Source organism: Brevibacillus reuszeri, assembly GCF_001187725.1.
Classification (GTDB): domain Bacteria; phylum Bacillota; class Bacilli; order Brevibacillales; family Brevibacillaceae; genus Brevibacillus; species Brevibacillus reuszeri.
This window is the reverse complement of record NZ_LGIQ01000009.1, coordinates 785695-803414: the sequence shown is the minus strand read 5'-3', so window position 1 is coordinate 803414 and position 17720 is coordinate 785695. Positions and strand designations below refer to the sequence as shown.

Genomic DNA, 17720 nt, shown 5'->3' with positions numbered 1-17720 from the left:
AGTGGATCGATCAGCACAGGCGGGCTTCTGAACCAAAATGACTTTGAAAGAGGGAATTTGGATGAAAATCAGAGTCTTATTGCCGATCGTTGTAGACATTTTTAATGAAGAAGTCAAACAAGAATTCAGAAACTATTTCCCAGAGACGACCGAAATTGAAGTTTGCCATTTGGACTATGGCCCTGCATCCGTCGAGGGGGAGTATGACGAAGCACTATGTGTTCCCAACATGCTTGAAAAAGCGATTCAGGCAGAAAAAGATGGCTGTGATGGCGTGATTAGCTTATGTGGTGCTGATCCTGCAGTAAAACCTGCACGCGAAGTGTTAAATATCCCGATTGTCGGTGCGGGTGAAGCGTCCATGCTCTATGCTACGCTCTTGGCGAAATCTTTTTCGATCGTGACGGTTTTACCCAATGTCGTATCCATGGTGGAAAACGTCAGCAAAATGCTCGGTGTGGACTCGAAATTGAATTCCATCCGCTATGTCAACATCCCTGTTCTGGAATTGGTCGATAAGGAAAAGATGGAAACCTCCCTGCTGGAAGAAATGGTGCTGGCGATCGAACAAGATAAAGCCCATGCACTCATCCTAGGGTGCACAGGAATGATGGGAGTAGCTTCTATACTCCAGGAAAAGCTCAAAGAACGGGGATACGAGGTTCCTGTCATTGATCCTTCTTTTGCCGCAGCAAAGCTTTTGGAAAATCTGATCGCGATGAACATCAAACAAAGTCGCTTGACGTATATGACGCCGACGAAAAAAATGTACAAGCAACGTGAGCGGTAAGGAATGGTTCGAAGGCAATCAAGGGGACGCCAGTTTTTCAAAACGACATCGTTTTTGAGGAAAAGGGGGAAATGGAGTTGAAAATCAGAGTCATTTTACCTACTGTGGTAGACGTGTTTGTGGAAGAAGCGATCCAGGAGTTCAAACATTATGTTTCGGATGCTGTTGAGGTCCAAGTGCGTAATCTCGATTACGGTCCTGCGTCTGTAGAAGGCGAATACGATGAGGCATTATGCGTCCCCAATCTGCTAGAGAAAGCCATCGAAGGGGAAAAAGAGGGCTGCGATGGAATCATTAGCTTGTGCTTTGGCGACCCCGGAGTCAAGCCAGCACGTGAAGTGGTTAATATCCCGGTTGTCGGCGCGGGCGAGGCATCCATGCTCTATGCCAGCTTGCTCGCTCGGTCATTCTCTGTTGTGACGGTTTTACCAAACGTAGTGCCCATGATTGAAAATATTAGCAAAAAGCTGGGACTGCATTCCAAGCTGGCATCTGTCAGATATGTGAATATTCCTGTTTTGGAGCTGGTTGATAAAAAGAAAATGGAGGATTCTCTGTTTGAGGAAATGGTACGAGCTATTCAAGAGGATAAAGCCCATGCACTAGTTTTGGGCTGCACCGGAATGATGGGTGTTGCAACCACGCTGCATGAAAAGCTGAAAGACCATGGGTATGACGTGCCAGTGATCGATCCATCCTTTGCATCAGCCAAAATGCTGGAAAGCCTGATCGCAATGAACGTAAAACAAAGCCGCTTGACATACATGCCTCCTACTCAAAAGCTATACAAATAATGGGATGGTAAGTGAATCGAACCAAACAATCAGCTTTCGTCCGTTGCATCGATAAGGGGTGAGCACAGCAATAAAGCGATTGGATGAATGATAATCTACCTGCTATTTGTGAGAGATTGCCTCGAAAGATACATTTTTCGGGGCTTTTTTGTATTAGTGAGGTGATTGTTTTTGATATGATAGAGAGAAAGCGATTCAGGAATAACTTGATCAGCAATGTTTTTGGAGGTTTTTATGAAATACGACGTGATCTTATTCGATGTTGACGATACATTAATGGACTTTTCGATTACCGAAGAAAATGCGCTGCATAACACTTTTACAGCATTTGGTCTGCCTCATGGGCTGTCCGATTATCGCGGACCATACAAAGAAATCAGTAAAGTGCTGTGGAGAGATCTGGAAGAGGGACGAATTACAATCGCTGATCTGGGAGTCGAGAGATTCAGAAGATTGTTTGCGACAAGTCTGCCAGATATGGATGCCCATGCTTTTGGAACAGCGTATTTGGAGAACCTGGGAAAAGAAGTCCATCTCATTCCAGGTGCAGTAGAATTGTGCAGCAAGCTCGCCGGTTGTCGGCTGGTCATTATTACGAATGGTTTTACCTCTGTGCAAACAGCGAGAATCGCAGCTTCCCCGCTGTGCAATACGTTTGAACAGCTGATTATTTCTGAACAGGTTGGCTTCAAAAAGCCTGATCGGGAAATTTTCGAATATGCCTTTTCCAAGCTGGGGCTGACGGACAAGAAAAAGGTTCTGATGGTTGGTGACTCGTTGACCTCCGATATTCAGGGGGGTAATCGTTTTGGTATTGATACATGCTGGTTTAATCCGTTGAACAAGGAGAACCATTCGGACATTTTGCCAACCTATGAGATTAATGAGCTTGGCGAGCTGCTAGCAATCGTGGCAGGAGAAAAATAGGGTCCAATCTAAGCAAGCATGCCATAAGCCTGATAGCGTTATTCATCGCTGGCGTGTATTTGCTATGTCGATCATGTATGATGAAAGAAATACGGCTAGCGACGTGAATCTAGCGATAGGAGCCATTTGAATATGTATGGTACGTTAGAAGAATGCATTATTGATTTGGAAAAAAACGGACATTTGGTGCGGATTACTGAGGAAGTAGATCCTTACCTGGAAATGGCCGCCATCCATTTAAAAGTATATGAAGCGGGCGGTCCTGCCTTGCTTTTTGAAAATGTCAAAGGCTCGAAGTTTCGTGCCGTGTCCAACCTTTTTGGTACGATTGAACGCAGCAAATTTATATTCCGAAGCACGTGGCAAGCTGCTGAAAATGTGATTGCCCTGCGCAATGATCCGGTAAAGGCGTTAAAGCATCCTTTTAAAAATATGGAGAGCGGTTTTGCAGCATTGAAAGCTCTACCGATCAAAAAGTCTGTTAGCACACCAGTTGCGGCACAAGAAATCAACATCTCAGATTTGCCCTTGATCCAAAGCTGGCCGATGGATGGAGGGGCCTTTGTCACCTTGCCGCAGATTTATTCCGAAGACCCGGACAAGCCGGGTATTATGAATTCCAATCTGGGAATGTATCGTGTGCAGCTTACCGGAAATGACTACGAGATGAACAAAGAAATCGGCTTGCACTATCAAATCCATCGGGGAATCGGCGTTCATCAGGACAAAGCAAACAAGCTGGGGCAACCGTTGAAAGTGAGCTGCTTTGTAGGCGGTCCTCCAGCACATACATTGTCAGCAGTTATGCCATTGCCAGAAGGAATGAGTGAAATTACGTTTGCTGGCTTGCTGTCGGGACGTCGTTTTCAATACAGCTATATAGACGGCTATTGTATCAGTAATGATGCTGACTTTGTGATAACAGGAGAAATTCATGCCGGAGAAACGAAGCCAGAAGGACCATTCGGCGATCATTTGGGGTACTACAGCTTGACACATCCGTTTCCAGTGATGAAGGTGAAAAAGGTATACGCGAAGCCAAATGCCATCTGGCCGTTTACAGTGGTTGGTCGTCCGCCGCAAGAAGATACTTCCTTTGGCCAGCTGATTCACGAGCTGACTGGAGATGCGATCAAGCAAGAAATTCCAGGGGTAAAAGAAGTGCATGCTGTAGATGCAGCAGGTGTCCATCCATTGCTGTTTGCCATCGGAAGTGAGCGTTATACTCCTTATCAAAAGGTAAAACAGCCGACGGAGATGCTAACGATCGCCAACCGGATTTTGGGAACGGGTCAGCTCAGTCTCGCGAAATATTTGTTCATCACGGCTGAAGAAGACCGACCAATCACCACTCATGATGAAGTGGATTTCATGACATACATTCTGGAGCGAATCGATTTACACCGCGACATTCATTTCTATACGAATACAACCATTGATACATTGGACTATTCCGGTACGGGTTTAAATAGCGGCAGTAAGGTTGTTTTCGCAGCCTATGGAGACCAGAAACGAGAGCTTTGCAAAGAAGTGCCAGATGAGCTGAAGGAATTGCGTGAGTACGGAAACGCTCGCTTGATCATGCCAGGTGTGGTCGCCATGCAAGCGCCAGCCTTTACGGATTATACGAGTGTGCAAAAGGAAATGAAGGGCTTGGCTGATGCGATTCAGGCGAGAGGCCCGATTCCTTCCTGCCCATTGATTATTCTCTGCGATGACAGCTCGTTTTTGAGCGCAACGATTCACAACTTCTTGTGGGCGACCTTTACACGAAGCAATCCGTCCCATGATATTTATGGTCTGAACAGCTATTATGAGAACAAGCATTGGGCGTGTGATAATGTGATTATTGATGCCCGTGTCAAGCCTCATCAAGCGCCACCGCTCATTCCCGATCCGACAGTCGAGAAAAACATCGAGCGTTTGTTTGTAAAAGGGGCTAGCCTGGGCGCAATATCCTAGCAGGTTAGCTGACTGCACAAAATCAAAACAACGGTTACTTTCTGGACCGTTGTTTTGATTTACCAAAAAAGAAGGGAAGGACTGCGATGACTTTTTCCGATTTTGAGCTCACCGTCCAAGAGGAGGCAGTGATCGGTGGTCATGTAAACAATGTGAAGTATTTGGAGTTTCTTGAAGCAGCGCGGCAGACTTGGTATGAATATTTTAATCGTTTAGGCTTTGTTTCGTTTGTGGCTCATTTACGCGTGGACTATAAAAAAGAGGCATTTTTGGGTGATCGACTGCGAATCAGCACCATCGTTCACCAAGTAGGAAATACGAGCTTTGTTCTTAAACAAATGATTAAAAATCAACACGATGAGGCTGTTTTGGAAGCGGAGGTTACGTTCGTCTCGATTTGTCGGGAGACAGGGCAAAAAATACGCGTTCCAGATGCTTTACGAAACCTGCTAACAGCTACATAGGTCCCGATAATTTTTTGATTTTTCGATAAACAGTACTGCGACCAATCCCAAGCAGTCGTGCCGTTTGCGAAACATTTCCGCCCGTCTTGAGCAACACTTCTACGATAGCATCATTTTCGAGCTTCTCCAGCTCACTCGTCACTTTCTGTGGCTGATGGTAGCTTGACAGGATGTAGGGTGGAAAGCAGCTGATATCTAATCTCCCATTTTCGGATAGAAAAGCGGCTTCACGCAGTGCCGCAGACAATTGCCGCACATTGCCAGGCCAGGGATAATTCTCGATCAATTGCTCAGCTGCAGCTGAAAGCGAGAGAGGTCCCTGGTTTAATTCCGTTTCAATACCAGCTAGCAGCAATCGTGCAAGCTGAAGACGATCTGCGCGCTCCCGGAGTGGGGGGAGGATGATATGCACGCCTTGCAACCGGTAAAAAAGATCGGCACGAAAACTTCCCTCCTGCACTTTTTTCCACAAATCCGTATGGGTCGCCGTGATGATCCGAACATCTACATGAGTAGGTCTGGTTCCACCAATACGAGTGACAGTAAAATCTTGAAGCACACGTAAGAGAGCGACCTGCATCTCCAGCGGCATTTCTGCGATTTCATCGAGAAACAGAGTACCTTGATGCGCTTGTTCGATTTTCCCAGGCTGACCTGACTGCTTTGCCCCGGTAAATGCTCCTGCCTCATAACCAAACAATTCACTCTCCAGCAAACTTTTCGGGATTGCCCCGCAGTTAATCGCTACAAAAGGCTTATTCGCTCTCGGACTTGCCAGGTGAACTGCTTGACTGACGATATCTTTTCCCGTTCCACTTTCCCCTGAAAGCATAATCGTGTAATCCGTTATGGCAGCCCGTTTGGCGAGACGGATTGCCGTCAAAAATGGTTCGTCGTTGCCGTATATGTCATGAAAAGAATAAAGAGCAGAGGCGTTCCCTCGTATTGGCTTCTGTTTTACCTTCGATCCAGCACTCCAGGCTGTCTGAGGTGGGCGAGTATCAAGCAAAACCGAAGCATGCCATTTGCTTTCCTCGGATTCTATGTTGCGCAAAACGAGCGTATCCGACCTCACCGCACCGGTTGGCCTGTGCAGCAAAGGCTCTATATCAGTCAAAAGCTCAGATAGTAATGTGGTTCCGAGTACATGCTTGTCCAGATGGAGCAGCATCTGTGCTTCACGATTGCCACCGATTACGACGCCATCCGAATTGACGGCAACAAGCGCCCGATGTGCACCGTGCAGCTGTGGGGAAAGTGAAAGCACTACTTGACGCTCTGGACGGTGAATGAGCAGCCAGTCCTCGATCTTGCGAGCCATCGCATCTACCATTCCCAGCATAGAAGGATGATATTTTTCGGAAAGTCCGCTGAAGTCAAGGACAGCGAGCAATTCACCATAAGGGTCAAAAATAGGGGAGGCAGCGCAGTACAGCATGTGATTCGCTTCTAAGTAATGCTCTTTTCCGACGACTGCCAATGGCTTTTTTTCGACGATGACGGTTCCAGCCGAATTAGTGCCACGAACCTGCTCTGACCAGCAAGCGCCTTGGTGCACTTGAATTTTTTCCGTATCCTTTAAAAACGAAGGGTCTCCTTTGCTCTCCAAGATGTATCCGGATGTGTCACAGATAATCACGATTGAGTAGGAAGACTTTAGCCAATAAGCCAAATGCTCCATAGTGGGAGAGATCTCTCTCATGAACTCTTCCTTTTGTTCGCGGTACTGCTTGAATTGAGAGTGCTCCAGGATGGCATCTTTTGCGGTTAAAGCATTTACTCCATTCATTCGACTGCGTTCCCATGATTTTTGCAGAAAAACACTTGTGGGCTCCAGCAAGGTTTTCACCCCTCGTCAAAAAATGGAAAATTCTAAAAATATTGTACCACAACTTTCATAGATTCTATCAATTGTATCACGTGTAATGGAGCAACTGTTTCATTTTGAACCAATGGATGTAAGCAAGATTGGCGGTTTGTAAGCGTTTTATGCTTGGCACAAAACATGCTTCTATCAAATTGCGAACGCACATGAATGAGGTAGAGGAGGATATCGGATGGCAGAAACGGTAAAAATCGCATTGGACCCCAGGGTAGAGGCTTTCCTGGCGAAGGGTCCGAAGAAGCTGTTTATCGGTGGGGAATTTGTAGAATCGCTTTCTGGCAAAACGTTTGAAACGATTGACCCATCCAGCGGGGAAATGATTACAACCGTTTACGAAGCGGATGCTGCTGATGTGGACAGGGCAGTAGAGGCAGCAGAGCGAGCGTTTCATGGGGACTGGGCAAAAGTAAGCCCGAGTGAGCGTGGCCGAATGCTGTGGAAGCTCGCAGATTTAATGGAAGAGCATGCCGAAGCATTAGCCCAACTGGAGACGATCGATAACGGTAAACCAGTGACTCATGCTCGTGCAGCAGATGTACCGCTTGCCATCGATCATTTCCGATACTTTGCAGGCTGGTCCACGAAATTGTCAGGAGAAGTGATCAATAACTCAGCAGGAAGAAATATGCTAACATACACACGCCATGAGCCGATTGGTGTCGTCGGACAGATCATTCCTTGGAACTTCCCTCTGCTGCTAGCTGCATGGAAACTGGGAGCTGCACTTGCTACAGGTAACGTTGTCATACTGAAAAGCGCGGAGCAAACACCACTATCGGCTATTTACTTGGCTGAGCTGATTCAGCAGGCAGGTTTCCCGGAAGGTGTGGTCAATATCATCACAGGGTATGGACCAACGGCGGGGGCTGCGATTACAAATCATCCGCGCATTCGCAAGGTCGCATTTACCGGATCGACCGAGGTTGGGAAGCTGATCATGCAGCAGGCAGCCGGCAATCTGAAAAAGGTATCGCTTGAACTGGGTGGCAAATCACCTAATATCATTTTCCCGGATGCAGATTTTTCTAAAGCAATTCCAGGCGCTTTGATGGGCATCTTCTTCAATCAGGGGCAGGTTTGCTGCGCGGGCTCACGCTTGTTTGTACATAAAAAGGTGTACGACAATGTGCTGGCGGATATGACTAGCTTTGCTGCCAAGATGAAGCAGGGACCAGGGCTGGATGAGTCTTCCGAAATCGGGCCGCTCGTATCAAGTGAGCAGTTTGAGCGTGTCTCTGGTTATTTGCAAAAAGGTAACGAGGAGGGAGCTACTGCACTCACAGGTGGTTCACCGCTTGATCGCGCCGGATATTTTGTCCCACCGACCATTTTTGCCGACGTCAATGATCGGATGACGATTGCACGGGAAGAGATTTTTGGACCTGTTGTTGCAGCTATGCCTTTTGATGACGAAGCACAAATCGCTGACGTCATTCGCCGGGCGAACGATACAGAATATGGACTTGCAGCAGGTGTGTGGACAACGGATTTGCGAAAGGCGCATAGGGTAGCACACGCGCTGGAGGCAGGAACCGTCTGGGTAAACTGCTACAATGCCTTGGACGCTGCCGTTCCTTTTGGGGGCTACAAGCAATCTGGATACGGACGGGAAATGGGCTCGTACGCATTAGATTTGTATACACAGGTAAAAGCGGTTTGGATCAATCTGGATTAATCATAGAGGCTTGGATGACGAAAGGAGGAGCATAAATGAGAGCAGCACAAATTATGGAGCATAGAATGCCACTTCGTATTGGAGAGGTACCAGACCCAACCCCTGGACCAAATGATGTGATTGTAAAGGTGGAGGCTTGCGGAGTATGTCGCAGTGACTGGCATGCATGGATGGGGGACTGGGCATGGATTGGCTTAAGCCCGCAATTGCCAATCATTCCGGGACATGAATTGGGCGGTGTAGTGGAAGAGGTAGGCAAGGACGTGAAGAATTTCCGTCCGGGTGATCGAGTAACAACGCCGTTCCATGAGGGTTGCTCGTATTGCTCGAATTGCCTGAGCGGTCATTCCAACCGATGCGATAATCTGGCGATCTTTGGTTTTAGCTACGATGGTGCCTACGCCGAATATGTGAAGGTTCCAAACGGAGACTTTAACCTGATTCGCTTGCCAGATGAAGTGGATACACTGACAGCTGCAGCGATTGGCTGCCGTTACATGACTGGCTATCACGGTGTACTGCGGGGAAATGTACAGCCTGGTAATTGGCTGGCGATACATGGTGCTGGTGGAGTCGGTTTGTCAGCCGTTCAGGTGGCGACTGCTGTAGGGGGAATGGTCATCGCTGTCGATGTGGATGACGCCAAGCTGGTAAAAGCAAAAGAAGAAGGCGCAGTTGCGGTCATCAACGCTCGAAAAGAAAACGTGGTGGAAGCAATCAAGGAAATCACAAAAGGAGGCGCACACGCTTCCATCGATGCCCTCGGTATTCGCGAGACGATTCTTAATTCCGTTTTAAGTCTGCGTAAAGGCGGTCGACATGTTCAAATCGGTTTGACAACAAAAGAAGAGGGAGGAATGGTTGATCTGCCTATCGATGCCATTACAGCGATGGAGCTGGAGATCGTTGGCAGCATCGGAAATCCGCATTCTGCTTATGATGGGCTGCTTACTCTGATTGCCCAAGGTAAATTGAACCCTGCATCGCTCGTGACCAAACAGGTCGCTTTGGACGATGTATCGGGAATATTGGATGACATGACCACGTTCCAAACCTATGGCTTCAACGTCATTACGAAATTCAGATAAAAACAGGAAGGGATGGCCGGCCCAGCTGTCGGCTTTTTCCGCGTAAAAAAGGCTTTCTCTCTCGCGAAAAACGGAGGAGAAAGCCTTTCCTTCTTTACAGAGAGCCGTGCGTGTAATCTACCAGCGTGGTGTGTTCTACCGCGCCGTTATCACGTGCCATGAGGTAATGCAGGCGTGCGTCTGCCATGACCACCAGCTGTCCATCGTCATCGTAGCCACCGATCGGTCCATGAGAGATCGCTAGCATGACCGCTCCTTCTGGAGACACGAAAGGCTCATGAATCGCCCCGGCGGATTCACAGGTATAGTAGCCTGCATATCCCTTGTCGTCTCCCTCGTCGTAATAGAACCCGCCCTCGACGATGAAAGCTTCTGTGTTATGCAAATGCCAGTGAACAGCTGCTTTAATACCCGGATCGACTTTTAGCAGCATCGTGAAATTTCCGGAGACGAGATCACAGAAAAACAGCTTGAAATACGTTCCTGGCATGAGCCAATTTGTCCAGGGAATCCAATCCGGATTGATGAAATCGCGCCGGTCACCTTTCGGGGTCAGTCCTGGATTTTTCATCCAGTACAAAGGATTGATCGCTTTTGTTTCATTTGGATTGATTGCCATGTGAATCGCCCTCCTGTAATCGTTTTCAAAAGCACGATGTCATCGTACTTTGGCGATCTTACAAGAGTCTTACAAAACGAAACGGATTTCTTCACCTTTTCCCCATCTTCTTTTCTTCAGACAAAAACGTTATAATTTTCTGTAATATCAAACAATTTGATTCGGTGGAAGGAGCGGTCTATGATGAAGATTTTCGAATCCAAGCTGAGTCCCCCTGAGATGAGAAAATGTTTAACTCGAGAGAGGCTGTTCCATTTCCTTGATCAGAATTTGCATAAAAAAGTCATTTCGATCACGAGCGAAGGGGGCTATGGCAAAACAACACTCGTTTCAAGCTATGTTCAAGCGAAAAAGGTTTCCGCTGTCTGGTATCGTCTGGAAGCATCCGATCGTGACCCACTCGTATTTTTATCGTATTTGAAAGCGGGATTACGTCCATATGTAGCTGATAGTCAGATCGAGAAGGAGAAAAAAGCTGTCCAATCCCATGATCTCGCCCCGTTCTTGCAAGAAGTGAGCGATCAGCTCGCATCGGTGAAGGAGCGGCTTCTGATTATTTTGGATGATTATCATCATTTAAAAGAAAACGAGGAAGTCAGGCAGGTAATGATAGACTTGCTTCGAGCCGCCTCTCCACATGTCACTTTTATCATGAACGGTCGGATGAAGCCCGATTTGCCGCTCATTCCACTGAAATTGCGTCAACAGCTGGCTGAGCTCACGTCACCGGATTTAGCTTTTACGAGAGACGAAATCGAAATCTTCTTCCGCGAACTGTTTGATCTGTGTATGACAGGAGAGGAGATTCAGTCCATTCTCCAAAGAACAGAGGGCTGGGCAGCAAGTCTCGTGCTGCTGTGGGACGTACTTAAAAACCTGAACAATCGACAGCGAAAGCATTTTATTACACACATGGACATTACGGATGACATCTACAGCTATTTAGTGACGGAGGTTCTGGGACAGCAATCACCAGAATTACAGCGTTTTCTCCTGCATACGAGTCTGCTCGAAGAACTGGACCCGAACATCATCAATCGCTGGCTAGGCATCACAGACGCACAAAAAAAGCTGGATCACCTTCAAGCACATCATCTGTTTTTGAATAAGGATCATCGGGGATTATTTCGCTATCATCAATTGTTCAAAGCATTTTTGTACCTGCATGTAAAAGGGGAGCTTTCCCAGGCAGAGCTCAATGAGAAGCATGCCAGGCTTGGCGAAATCTATGAAAGCAACCATCTCCTATTACGAGCATTTGTTCATTACACGTGGGGAAACGAATATGCGGAGGCAGCCAGACTCATGCGAATCATGGTGAATCGCTATCGGCCGGACTGGTTTTTACATGTGGTTGATGGTGCATTGGAGTCCGTAGCCGCAGAGCATTCGCTTGCGACGACAAGCCTTTTCCTGTTCCGCTGTGTTCCACTTGAAGTACTGGAGACACTCATTCCGGCACTCGAAGAAAGCATTGATCGGCATCAGCATAACAGCACGTTAGCGGCTCAGCTTCAGCATCGATTGGCCAATATCCTTTTTTATCGAGGAGACTTGAAGCGTTCACTGGAATTCTTTCACTCCTCAGCGGCCGTGGCAGAGCAAGTCCAGGACTTTGCCCTTGTTGCATTGAATTTGTCGATGGCCTCTCAAATCTATCGCTTGCAGGAGTATCACGATGACGCCATCCGTTATGCTCGTCAATCGCTCGCATACTCCGAGCAGCATGCGATACCACCCCACGTGCTGATGCATGGCTTATGGAATTTGGCAGAAGTGTTGCTAGAGCAAAAAGAGCCAGAGTCCGCAGAAATATTTATCCTGCAAGCAATCGAGGTCTCCGAATCATGTGATGAAGCATCCAAGGCGTTTCCCTATAGCTCGATGGGCAAGCTATACAGACTGCGTCAAGACTATGTGCAGGCAATCGAGTGGGGGCAAAAAGCAGTAAAGCATGCTGCCCGTTTCCACATCGATACAGACAAGGGGTGGGCAAGCAAGGAACTGGGCATCACCTATTTGCATACCAAACAGCTAGATTTGGCCGAGCATTGCCTGCGCGCAGCCCAGCAATTCTTTCTCTCTTATACATACTTGCATGAAATCATAGGGAACTGGCTGCAAAAATTAGGACGGAGGGAAAGCGCGATTTCCCCAGCAAAACCTGAAGCTCTTATGCCTATCGCATCTCTTTTTATACAAATATTGGGGGAGCTCCATATCAAGCGGGGGAAAGAGGATATCAAAATTGCGAGGAAATCCAGTCTGTACTTATTTCTATTGTTATTGACGCATCGCGGCAGCAAGCTCACAAAGGATTACATCATGGAAGAATTGTTTCCCGAGGATGAATGGAGTGCAGCGCAGAACAAGTTTTATGTCTCGTTGTCGATCTTGCGCAAAAGTTTGGAGCCAGAGCTGGAGTTCGGCCGAAAGTCTACGTATGTAAAGCAACAGGGTGACAACTATTTTCTGTGTATGGATCACATTCATGTGGATGCCGATGTGTTTTTACAAGACGCAGGTGGGAGGGAGACGAGCGCTACTCCATTTCCGATTGATCAGCTGTTACAAGCGGAAGCCTGTTACCTGGGGGATTTTGCTAGAGACTTTCCGTTCCAGACGTTTTTAGCCATGGAAAGAGAAAAGCTGCGTGCCATGTATCTCCACCTCGCAGAACGGTTAGCCAGGTATTTTTGGGAGAGTCGGCAATTTGAGCAGGGCATGTACTTCTATGACAAGCTACTGACAGTTGATCCTTATTGCGAACATATTTACCGCGAGTATACAGCTCGGTTGCTGGAGGAAAAACTCGTACTCAAAGCAAAGAATGTGTATGACAAAGGAAAAAGACACATGGAGCAGGAGCTTGGGATTCCGCTGTCGATAGACGATTTTCCGGAACCTGTGCAAAAATCGGTAAGAAAGAAGTGAGATTTTGTAAGCGTCTGGTAAGAAGCGAACGGTACCTTTGAAAGCGTTATCAATACGCTTGTTGAAGGGACTGAAGAGAATGGGTACATTAACAGGTCAGGTAGCGGTTGTAACGGGTGGAGGAAGCGGGATCGGCAAAGCAATCTGTCAGCAGCTAAGTAGCCAAGGAGCACATGTGTGGGTTACGGATATCCAGGCGGAGCATGCGAGTCAAGTCTCGGAAGAAATCAGACAACAGGGACACCAGGCTACTGCTTTTCGCTTGGATGTAACAGATCATTCCGCTGTCAGAGATTTCTTTGCACATGTCGATCAAGAATGTGGACGTGTCGATATTCTGGTCAACAACGCAGGAATTGCAGGTCATCCGTCACTCCTTGTAAACATGAGTGACGAGGCATGGATGCAGATGTTCAATATTCACGTGCACGGTTCCTTTTACTGTCTCCGTGAAGCCGCCAAGAGGATGATCCAACAAAACTATGGCCGAGTAGTTAACATGTCTTCGCTGGCTGCGGAAACCTCGCTGGCTGGTTTTGCCCATTATGGAGCGGTAAAATATGCATTGGTCGGTTTGACTGAGGCTACAGCAAAAGAGCTGGCTGGCTATCAGATTACCGTCAATGCGATTAAACCGGGAGTCATACGCTCGGCACTCACTCAGGGCTTTCTAGCTTCGGCAGAAGAGAGGCTTGCGACAGCCACCCCGGCAAAAAGAATTGGCAATCCCGAAGACATCGCCATGGCAGTATCCATGCTGGTTCAGCCAGCGGCATCCTTTGTCACAGGGGCTTCGCTCGTCGTTGATGGCGGATTTAACCTGATGAATGAAATGGATCGGGTTATGCTGGATATGTTGCAATAAGAGAAATTTACGTTTAGGACAGTCTACCGTTTCGAGCATTATTCATGTTCGGAGAGGTAGCTGTCTTTTTTTATGAATGCGAATGAAGGGAACGGAACCACTGAAATAGAAAAGATATCAGCACAAATTGTTGTTCTTTAACCAAACATGCATGCTTGGAGGTTCAGATGAGCAGCGATCACACGAAAAACCTATCATCTATTCATGCACTCAGCAAAGTTTCCATCGCGCTAAGTGAAACGCTTAGTCTGGACAAGGTTTTATATAAAGCAGTGACGCAATGTATTGAAATTTGCCACTTTGATGCAGCGCTCGTCTATTTTCTCGAGCCACCCGGGGATTATTTTGTCGCCCAACATTCTTATGGCATCCAATCCGAATCAAGCAAGCAGCTACAAAAACTCCCGACGGATTTTATCGGGGGAATGGTCATGAAAAACGGAAAAACGGTCATTACCGACATTTTGGCACATCATCTTCAGCAGCGCCCTCAATTGGAGGGCTTTCAATCGCTTATCTCCGTTCCGATCAAAGCACGAAAGGAAACGATTGGCGTTTTAGATGTGCTTACAAAGGAGCATCGTGATTTCTCTCCCGAAGACATTTCATTAGTCGAATCAATCGGCTTGCAAATTGGCGTTGCCAGCGAAAACGCAAAGCTGTTTGAATCCGTCGAAAATGTTACGACAAAGCTGCGTGAGCTAGTCACTCTCAATCAACGAATTGCCTCCTGTTTACACATAGATGTTCTCATCCCGATGCTCACGTCTGAATTAAGCAAAGTATTCAAAGCAGATGTGCTTTTTCTGAGCCAGGATGACACTCCGATCATTCATATGAAAGCTTCTAACAAGTTCGACGAATACCAATTTGCAAGTGATGCCTCGGTACAATGCTTGTGGCAAAAAGAAGGGCTTACGATCCATTCGTATAAAAAGCTTCCTTCTCGCCAAAAGCTGGACGTACTGTTTGGGAGATTTGGAATCAAGCGGGCAGAATATATGGTTTTTACGTATGGAGTGAACAACCATGCTCTGATCATCGGGAAAAATCAAAACGGTGATTGGTCAACGGCAGAGCAAGAAGTGATGGAAGGGATTACGAAGACCATCACGCTTGCTTTGACGAATAGCTATCTATTTCAAGAGGTAGAAAAAAGCAGAGAACGGAACTCGAATCTTCGCGCCCTTCAAACAGCTGCACAGGAAAGAGAACGCCAGCGAATTGCAGGCGAAATTCATGACTCGATCAATCAATCCTTGTCAGGGCTTTACTTTCATTTGCAATATTGTCGTGATGAAATCGAGCATTCGCCAGATAAAGTAAAAGCGATTCTCGATAAGCTGCTGTCTATCACCAAAGACAACATTAATGAGCTGAGACAAATCATTCATGACCTGCATCCGCTGGCGATTCAAAAATTTGGTTTTGTTGGTGCTGTGGATGAATTGGTTAAAACGTGCTCGCTTCAAGAGATCATGGAAATACGATTGGAGATTGTAGGACAGCCCATTCGGTACGAGCCAGAGGTGGAGATTCAGTTATACCGTGTGATACAAGAATGCATGAATAACGTGATGAAGCATTCACTCGCCTCGGAGGCACAAATCACCATGTACTTCGAGCAGTCGCAGCTGCGCATTCAAATTGTGGATGATGGGGTGGGATTTGAACCATACCAGCAGCTGAGAGACAATGATGCATATGGAATCATGGGGATGGAAACGAGGATAAGGGATATCGGAGGAGCCTTGTCCATATTTAGCCGGCCTGGAAAGGGGACAAAAATAGTCATCACTCTGTGAAGAATCGGCATAAGGGGGGAGCTAGCCTTGGGTAAAACAAGGGTTTTTATCGCAGACGACCACAATATCGTTCGAGAAGGCCTGCAGCTATTGTTCAGTACATCACCTTTTCAGGTCATTGGGGAGGCTGCCGATGGAGAAGCAGCCCTGCACAAAATCTTGGCGGAGCTGCCTGATGTAGTCATTCTCGACTTGAACATGCCTGAAATGGACGGGATTGAAGTAACCAAGCGCATCAAAGCGACAGCGCCTGAAATTAAAGTCATGATCCTCACCATATATACTGAAGAAAAATTTCTGGTGGAATCCATGCTGGCAGGTGCGGACGGTTATGTCCTGAAGACGATCAAGAAGTCTGAGCTCTTTTTCGGGATTGAAGAGGTGCTCAGAGGACAAAAGTATATCGATGGCAATCTCATGCAGCGCGCATTTTTACAAGTCATCAAGGGAGAACAGAATAGAGACTCTATGTTGACTGATCGGGAATTGGACGTACTGAAGCTAATGGCGAGGGGAAAAACGAACAAAGAAATTTCAACCGAGCTATATATCGGCTCAGATACGGTAAAAGAATATGTAACAGCCATCATGAAGAAATTAGATAGCAAAAACAGGACGGATGCAGTAGCCAAAGCGATCCGCAATCAAATTATCTTATGAGTGATCAGAACCGCCAGCAATAACAGTCTGGGGGTTCTTTTTGTTTCGAAAAATCCCCACCTGGGGCAGAAGAGAACCACTTTAGGGGGAGGAAAGGAAGCGGCATTTTTCGTAAAGTAAAACTATCCTCGCGGGGACGGATTAGGATAGAGAGTTCCGAGAAAAGTTGGAAACGATTACAAGAGGAGGTTTGTTGAATGAACTACCGCGATCAAATTCAATCAAAGCTGAATATTGGCCAAGAACTGTTATATCTGAGCATGCAGGATGTGATAGATACCGGAATTTCAGTGAAGGAAGTATTAGAACTGACCGAACAGGCGATGGTAGCCTACAGTACAAAAAAAGCAGAGATGCCAGCCAAAATCGGGTTACATCCACAGCCGGATTCCTTGATGCATGCGATGCCAGCCTACTTGCCGGATCAAATGGCGTGCGGAATCAAATGGGGAAGTAATTTTCCTACAAATCGGGAACGTTTTCCTGATCTTACCCCCACAAATTGCCAAATCATTTACAATGATTATGAATCAGGGCTTCCACTCGCATTTCTCGATGCAACATGGATCACAGAAGTAAGGACGCCTGCTGTATCACTTGTCGCTGCGAAGTACTTGGCAAACCCGGATGCTACCACTTTCGGAATGTATGGATGCGGGATACAGGGCAAGGCCCATGTCAAAATGATTGAACATGTCCTGACCAAGCTTGAAAAGATTTACGTGTTTGATGTTTTTGAAAAAGCCATGGACGACTTAATCGAGCGTTGCCAGCCACATGTCAAGGCCCAAATCATCAAGGCATCCTCCTACGAGGAAGTTGCCAAATCATGCGAAGTCATTGCGTCCGCGATTCCGATCCATCATCATCCCAACCCGATGGTAAAAAGCGAATGGATATCCAATGGACAAACCTTGATTGCATGCGACTGCCACTCAGTCTATGAGGACGAAGTATACAAAAGAGCGGAAGTTTACACTGTGGATAGCGAAGAACAGCACCGTTTACTGGAGACGTACGGCTATTATCCGTGGGGACTACCTCTGATTCACGCCGAAACAGGAGCGGTTGCGGCTGGACTTCATCCTGGCAGAACCAGCAAAGATCAATTGATCGTATCCAATAATGTCGGGATGGCGGTTGAGGATATGATCGTCGCAAGAAAAGTGTTTGACAAAGCTTTGGAGCTGGAAATTGGTTTGAAATTGCCTTTGTGGAACAGAACGAACTAAATTTTCTAATGAAAGGACTG

General features: G+C 46.9%; 14 protein-coding genes. 12 read left to right on the top strand and 2 right to left on the bottom strand.

Features of this window, described 5'->3' with window-relative positions; translation table 11 throughout:
* Nucleotides 1–61 precede the first annotated feature (61 nt).
* From ADS79_RS18160 to ADS79_RS18140, 5 genes are all read left to right on the top strand, one after another.
* Nucleotides 62–790 carry an aspartate/glutamate racemase family protein gene (locus tag ADS79_RS18160; RefSeq protein WP_049739808.1) on the top strand — a complete coding sequence of 243 codons (729 nt, stop codon included), beginning with the start codon at nucleotides 62–64 and terminating at the stop codon, nucleotides 788–790.
* A 77-nt stretch (nucleotides 791–867) separates the two neighbouring features.
* Nucleotides 868–1584, top strand: a complete 717-nt coding sequence (locus ADS79_RS18155) for an aspartate/glutamate racemase family protein (protein WP_049741052.1) — start codon at nucleotides 868–870, stop codon at nucleotides 1582–1584.
* A 234-nt stretch (nucleotides 1585–1818) separates the two neighbouring features.
* Entirely contained in the window at nucleotides 1819–2511 is a 693-nt protein-coding gene (locus ADS79_RS18150) for a YjjG family noncanonical pyrimidine nucleotidase (protein ID WP_049739807.1), read from the top strand.
* A gap of 132 nt (nucleotides 2512–2643) precedes the next feature.
* Nucleotides 2644–4473 (top strand): UbiD family decarboxylase, encoded by a 1830-nt coding sequence (locus ADS79_RS18145; RefSeq protein ID WP_049739806.1) that lies wholly within the window; start codon nucleotides 2644–2646, stop codon nucleotides 4471–4473.
* An 86-nt stretch (nucleotides 4474–4559) separates the two neighbouring features.
* A complete protein-coding gene (locus ADS79_RS18140; protein ID WP_049739805.1) occupies nucleotides 4560–4937 on the top strand; it encodes an acyl-CoA thioesterase in 378 nt (125 codons plus the stop codon).
* On the opposite strand, the gene ADS79_RS18135 is transcribed toward ADS79_RS18140, so the two are convergent.
* The gene (locus tag ADS79_RS18135) at nucleotides 4930–6786 is read right to left on the bottom strand and encodes a sigma-54-dependent Fis family transcriptional regulator (RefSeq protein WP_409362405.1); all 1857 of its coding nucleotides are present in this window, start codon (nucleotides 6784–6786) and stop codon (nucleotides 4930–4932) included. The genes ADS79_RS18140 and ADS79_RS18135 overlap by 8 nt on opposite strands.
* Before the next feature lie 208 nt (nucleotides 6787–6994).
* Here ADS79_RS18135 and ADS79_RS18130 point away from each other — a divergent pair, with 208 nt between their 5' ends.
* Together ADS79_RS18130 and ADS79_RS18125 are read left to right on the top strand one after the other, a co-directional pair.
* A complete protein-coding gene (locus ADS79_RS18130; protein ID WP_049739803.1) occupies nucleotides 6995–8497 on the top strand; it encodes an aldehyde dehydrogenase family protein in 1503 nt (500 codons plus the stop codon).
* Nucleotides 8498–8532: 35 nt separating this feature from the next.
* The gene (locus ADS79_RS18125) at nucleotides 8533–9585 is read left to right on the top strand and encodes a zinc-dependent alcohol dehydrogenase family protein (RefSeq protein WP_049739802.1); all 1053 of its coding nucleotides are present in this window, start codon (nucleotides 8533–8535) and stop codon (nucleotides 9583–9585) included.
* 94 nt (nucleotides 9586–9679) lie between these two features.
* Here the strand turns inward: ADS79_RS18125 and ADS79_RS18120 are convergent, their stop codons facing one another.
* On the bottom strand, nucleotides 9680–10204 hold the full coding sequence (locus ADS79_RS18120; RefSeq protein ID WP_049739801.1) for a 2,4'-dihydroxyacetophenone dioxygenase family protein: 525 nt from the start codon (nucleotides 10202–10204) through the stop codon (nucleotides 9680–9682).
* A 180-nt stretch (nucleotides 10205–10384) separates the two neighbouring features.
* Here ADS79_RS18120 and ADS79_RS18115 point away from each other — a divergent pair, with 180 nt between their 5' ends.
* The 5 genes from ADS79_RS18115 (at nucleotide 10385) to ADS79_RS18095 (ending at nucleotide 17700) form a co-directional block, all read left to right on the top strand.
* Entirely contained in the window at nucleotides 10385–13138 is a 2754-nt protein-coding gene (locus ADS79_RS18115) for an AfsR/SARP family transcriptional regulator (RefSeq protein ID WP_084765986.1), read from the top strand.
* Nucleotides 13139–13217: 79 nt separating this feature from the next.
* Nucleotides 13218–14003, top strand: a complete 786-nt coding sequence (locus ADS79_RS18110) for an SDR family NAD(P)-dependent oxidoreductase (protein ID WP_049739799.1) — start codon at nucleotides 13218–13220, stop codon at nucleotides 14001–14003.
* A 167-nt stretch (nucleotides 14004–14170) separates the two neighbouring features.
* Entirely contained in the window at nucleotides 14171–15808 is a 1638-nt protein-coding gene (locus ADS79_RS18105; protein ID WP_049739798.1) for a GAF domain-containing sensor histidine kinase, read from the top strand.
* Between the two features lie 27 nt (nucleotides 15809–15835).
* The gene (locus tag ADS79_RS18100) at nucleotides 15836–16468 is read left to right on the top strand and encodes a response regulator (RefSeq protein WP_049739797.1); all 633 of its coding nucleotides are present in this window, start codon (nucleotides 15836–15838) and stop codon (nucleotides 16466–16468) included.
* 197 nt (nucleotides 16469–16665) lie between these two features.
* Nucleotides 16666–17700, top strand: a complete 1035-nt coding sequence (locus ADS79_RS18095) for an ornithine cyclodeaminase family protein (protein WP_049739796.1) — start codon at nucleotides 16666–16668, stop codon at nucleotides 17698–17700.
* Nucleotides 17701–17720 lie beyond the last annotated feature (20 nt).

Coding starts and splice junctions, on each gene's coding strand:
- ADS79_RS18160 (WP_049739808.1), top strand. CDS start 62: ATGAAAATCAGAGTCTTATTGCCGATCGTTGTAGACATTTTTAATGAA.
- ADS79_RS18150 (WP_049739807.1), top strand. CDS start 1,819: ATGAAATACGACGTGATCTTATTCGATGTTGACGATACATTAATGGAC.
- ADS79_RS18145 (WP_049739806.1), top strand. CDS start 2,644: ATGTATGGTACGTTAGAAGAATGCATTATTGATTTGGAAAAAAACGGA.
- ADS79_RS18140 (WP_049739805.1), top strand. CDS start 4,560: ATGACTTTTTCCGATTTTGAGCTCACCGTCCAAGAGGAGGCAGTGATC.
- ADS79_RS18130 (WP_049739803.1), top strand. CDS start 6,995: ATGGCAGAAACGGTAAAAATCGCATTGGACCCCAGGGTAGAGGCTTTC.
- ADS79_RS18125 (WP_049739802.1), top strand. CDS start 8,533: ATGAGAGCAGCACAAATTATGGAGCATAGAATGCCACTTCGTATTGGA.
- ADS79_RS18120 (WP_049739801.1), bottom strand. CDS start 10,204: ATGGCAATCAATCCAAATGAAACAAAAGCGATCAATCCTTTGTACTGG.
- ADS79_RS18115 (WP_084765986.1), top strand. CDS start 10,385: ATGATGAAGATTTTCGAATCCAAGCTGAGTCCCCCTGAGATGAGAAAA.
- ADS79_RS18110 (WP_049739799.1), top strand. CDS start 13,218: ATGGGTACATTAACAGGTCAGGTAGCGGTTGTAACGGGTGGAGGAAGC.
- ADS79_RS18105 (WP_049739798.1), top strand. CDS start 14,171: ATGAGCAGCGATCACACGAAAAACCTATCATCTATTCATGCACTCAGC.
- ADS79_RS18095 (WP_049739796.1), top strand. CDS start 16,666: ATGAACTACCGCGATCAAATTCAATCAAAGCTGAATATTGGCCAAGAA.